This is a genomic window from Acidiphilium sp. PM (assembly GCF_000219295.1).
Lineage (GTDB): Bacteria > Pseudomonadota > Alphaproteobacteria > Acetobacterales > Acetobacteraceae > Acidiphilium > Acidiphilium multivorum.
On the sequence record NZ_AFPR01000074.1, the window covers coordinates 1 to 3,015 of the forward strand.

3 protein-coding genes are annotated in these 3,015 nt (G+C 73.1%); all 3 read left to right on the forward strand.

Annotation, left to right across the window (positions count from 1 at the left end; all coding sequences use genetic code 11):
- The coding region (locus APM_RS02790) for a UDP-glucose/GDP-mannose dehydrogenase family protein (protein WP_007421840.1) at nucleotides 1–377 on the forward strand (377 nt) is incomplete at its 5' end.
- Nucleotides 370–2,115 (forward strand): methyltransferase, encoded by a 1,746-nt coding sequence (locus APM_RS02795; protein WP_007421841.1) that lies wholly within the window; start codon nucleotides 370–372, stop codon nucleotides 2,113–2,115. The genes APM_RS02790 and APM_RS02795, both read left to right, overlap by 8 nt.
- Nucleotides 2,116–2,139: 24 nt before the next feature.
- Nucleotides 2,140–3,015: class I SAM-dependent methyltransferase (locus tag APM_RS19775; protein WP_007421842.1), on the forward strand; the 876-nt coding region annotated here is incomplete at its 3' end.

A 3,015-nucleotide genomic window follows, 5' to 3' on the forward strand; every position in this document is an offset into this window, starting at 1 on the left:
CGATCCCGCTGATCGAGGCGCTCGCGGATGACGGCGCCGACATCATCGCCTATGATCCGGCGGCGATGGCGGCGGCGAAGCCCCTGCTGCCCGCCGCGGTGCGCTACGCCGAAACCGCCGAGGCGGCGATCGAGGGGGCGGCGGTGCTGGTCGCCGTCACCGAATGGAACGAGTTCCGCGCCCTGGCCCCGGCCTGGCTCGCGGCGCGGATGCAGGGCCGGCTGATCGTCGACCTGCGCAACATTTTCGACCCGGCGGCGATTCGCGCCGCCGGTTTCGTGTATCATGGCGTGGGTCGCGGCAGCGTTTCGCAATTGGCCGCGAACCCTGAATTTGAGCAGGATTTTGAGCAGGACAGGGAGTTTTCCGATGGATGAATTGACCGCCGGCGCCACGGCCGGCGACGCGCCGCCCGAACTCGCCATGGCCGGCGCCTACCCCGACTTCGCCAATCCCGAGCTGCTCGCCGCCATTCCGCTGGACGCGCGGACGGTGATCGACATCGGCTGCAGCGGCGGCGCGCTCGGCGCCGCCTATCTCCGCCTCAACCCCGCCGCCCGCGTGCTCGGCATCGATACCGACGAGGCGGCGCTCGCCATCGCCCGCACCCGCCTCACCGAGGTCGCCCGCTGCGACATCCAGGCCGAGGACCTGCCCTTCGACCTCTCCGGCGGCGTCGATGTCCTGGTCTATGGCGACGTGCTGGAACACCTGGCCGATCCCTGGGCCGTGCTCGCCCGCCATGTCCGCCACCTCAACCCCGGCGGCGCGGTGGTCGTCTGCTTCCCCAATGTCGAGCACTGGAGCATCGCCTACCGGCTGTTCGCCGGCCGGTTCGACTATGACGAGCGCGGCCTGCTCGACCGCACGCATCTGCGCTTCTTCACCCCGCGCACCATGCGCGCCCTGCTCGAACGCGCCGGCCTCACCCCGTGCGACGTCCGCTCCCGCCCGAGCGATGCCGCCGCCGCCGCCCGCTTCGTCGAGGCGATGCGCCCCGGCCTCGCCGCGATCGGCGTCGATCCGGCGGAATATCTCGGCCGCGCCACCCCCGTGCAGTTCGTCTGGCGCGCCAGCCTCGCCCCGCGCGAGCGCCTGGTCGTCGCCTCCACCATGCTGCCGCCGCAGGGCGGCGTCTCCGATGTCCGCGTCATCGAGCCGGCGGCGGCGCTGGCGAGCGACCCCACCGTCTTCAGCGTCGTCCGCCAGGAAGCCGAGATCGCCCCAATGATCGAGGGCGCGCCGCACATCGCCGTGCTGCACCGCCCGCTGCTGGTCGGCGACTCCGGCCGCGCCCGCCTGCGCGCGCTGATCGATCGCGGCTTCCTCGTCGTCACCGAGTTCGACGACCACCCCGATTTCCTCGCCGCCCGCGGCATCGATGTCGCCGAGCTGCTCTCCTTCACCGGCGTCCACGCGATCCAGACCAGCACCGAGCCGCTCGCCGCCACCCTCGCCGCCTGGAATCCCGAGGTCGCGGTCTTCCCCAACGCGATCCGCGCGCTCGACCCGCCGGCCAACTTCGCCAACCCCGACCGCCTGACCCTGTTCTTCGGCGCCCTCAACCGCGAGGAGGACTGGGCGCCCTTCATGCCCGTGCTGAACGAGGTGCTGCGCGCCGTCGGCCCCAGGCTGCACCTGCTCGTCATGCACGACCGCGCCTTCTTCGACGCGCTGGAGACGCCGAACAAGGAATTCGTGCCGATCTCCGACTACGCGACCTATCGCAGCCGCCTCGCCGGCTGCGAGATCAGCTTCATGCCGCTGGCCGACACGCCCTTCAACCGCGGCAAGTCCGACCTGAAATACATCGAGGCCGGCGCCGCCCGCGTCGTTCCCCTGGCGAGCCCGGTGGTCTACGGCGACTCGCTGCGCGACGGCGAGACCGGCCTGATCTTCACCTCGCCCGACCATCTGCGCATGCAGCTCCTCCGCCTGCTCGCCTATCCCGAGGCCGCCCGCCGCCTCGCCGATTCCGCCCGCGCCGAGGTCGCCGCGAACCGGATGCTCGCCTACCAGGTCCGCGCCCGGACCGACTGGTACCGCGCCCTCTGGGCCCGCCGCGCGGAGCTGGACGCCGCCCTCCGCGCCCGCGTCCCGGCCCTGTTCGCGTAACCGGCGCGCGCCCATCTGCCGGAGATGACGACCAGCCCCCCCCAGCCCGCCACCGCCCCGGCGATCCGCGTCCACTGGCCGGACGCGCCGGCGGCGCCGCAGGATCTCGTCTGCCCGAACTGCGGCGCCGAGGGCCCCAAGCCCCGCCTGCTCGACGTCGCCTGGACCGCGCCCAAGCTGCCCCGCGGCGACCGCAAGCCGGTGCTCGCCTGCCCCGCCTGCACCGCCCGCTTCTACCCGCCGCTGCGCGTCCCCAACTATGGCGACCCCGACGTGATGGACTGGGGCTGGCACCAGTTCCACATCCAGCACGGCGCCGGCCTCGTCGCCATCACCCGCCTGCTCGGCCGCATCGCCCGCAAGCCCGGCACGCGCTGCCTCGAAATCGGCTGCGGCTACGGGTTCGGCCTCGATTTCGCCCGCCACGCGATGGGCTGGACCTGCCTCGGCATCGACCCCTCGCCGATGGCCCGCGTCGGCGCCGCCGATCTCGGCCTCGACATCGTCGACGGCTATTTCCCCGACGCCCTGCCCGATGCCGCGCCATGGGACGTCATCGCCGCGACCGAGGTGATCGAGCACGTCCAGCGCCCCGCCGCCCTGCTCGCCGAGCTGCGCGCCCGCCTGGCGCCGGACGGCATCCTCCTGCTCACCACGCCGGACGGCGCGGCGATCGACCGCGCCACCCCGGAAACCGACCTCGCCCAGCTCCTCGCCCCCGGCATCCACATGGTCTTCCAGACCGAGGCGAGCCTGCGCCGCCTGCTCGAATCCGCCGGCTTCGCCAATGTCCGCGTCGGCCGCGAGGGCTTCACCCTGGTCGCCTATGCCGGCGCCACCCGCGGCGCGCTGGCCGAGGACGATGCCGCCCAGCGCCCGCGCTTCCGCGCCTGGCTGGCC

What these genes read in the sequence shown, in the direction of transcription:
- APM_RS02795 (WP_007421841.1), top strand. Translation starts at nt 370, where the DNA reads ATGGATGAATTGACCGCCGGCGCCACGGCCGGCGACGCGCCGCCCGAA.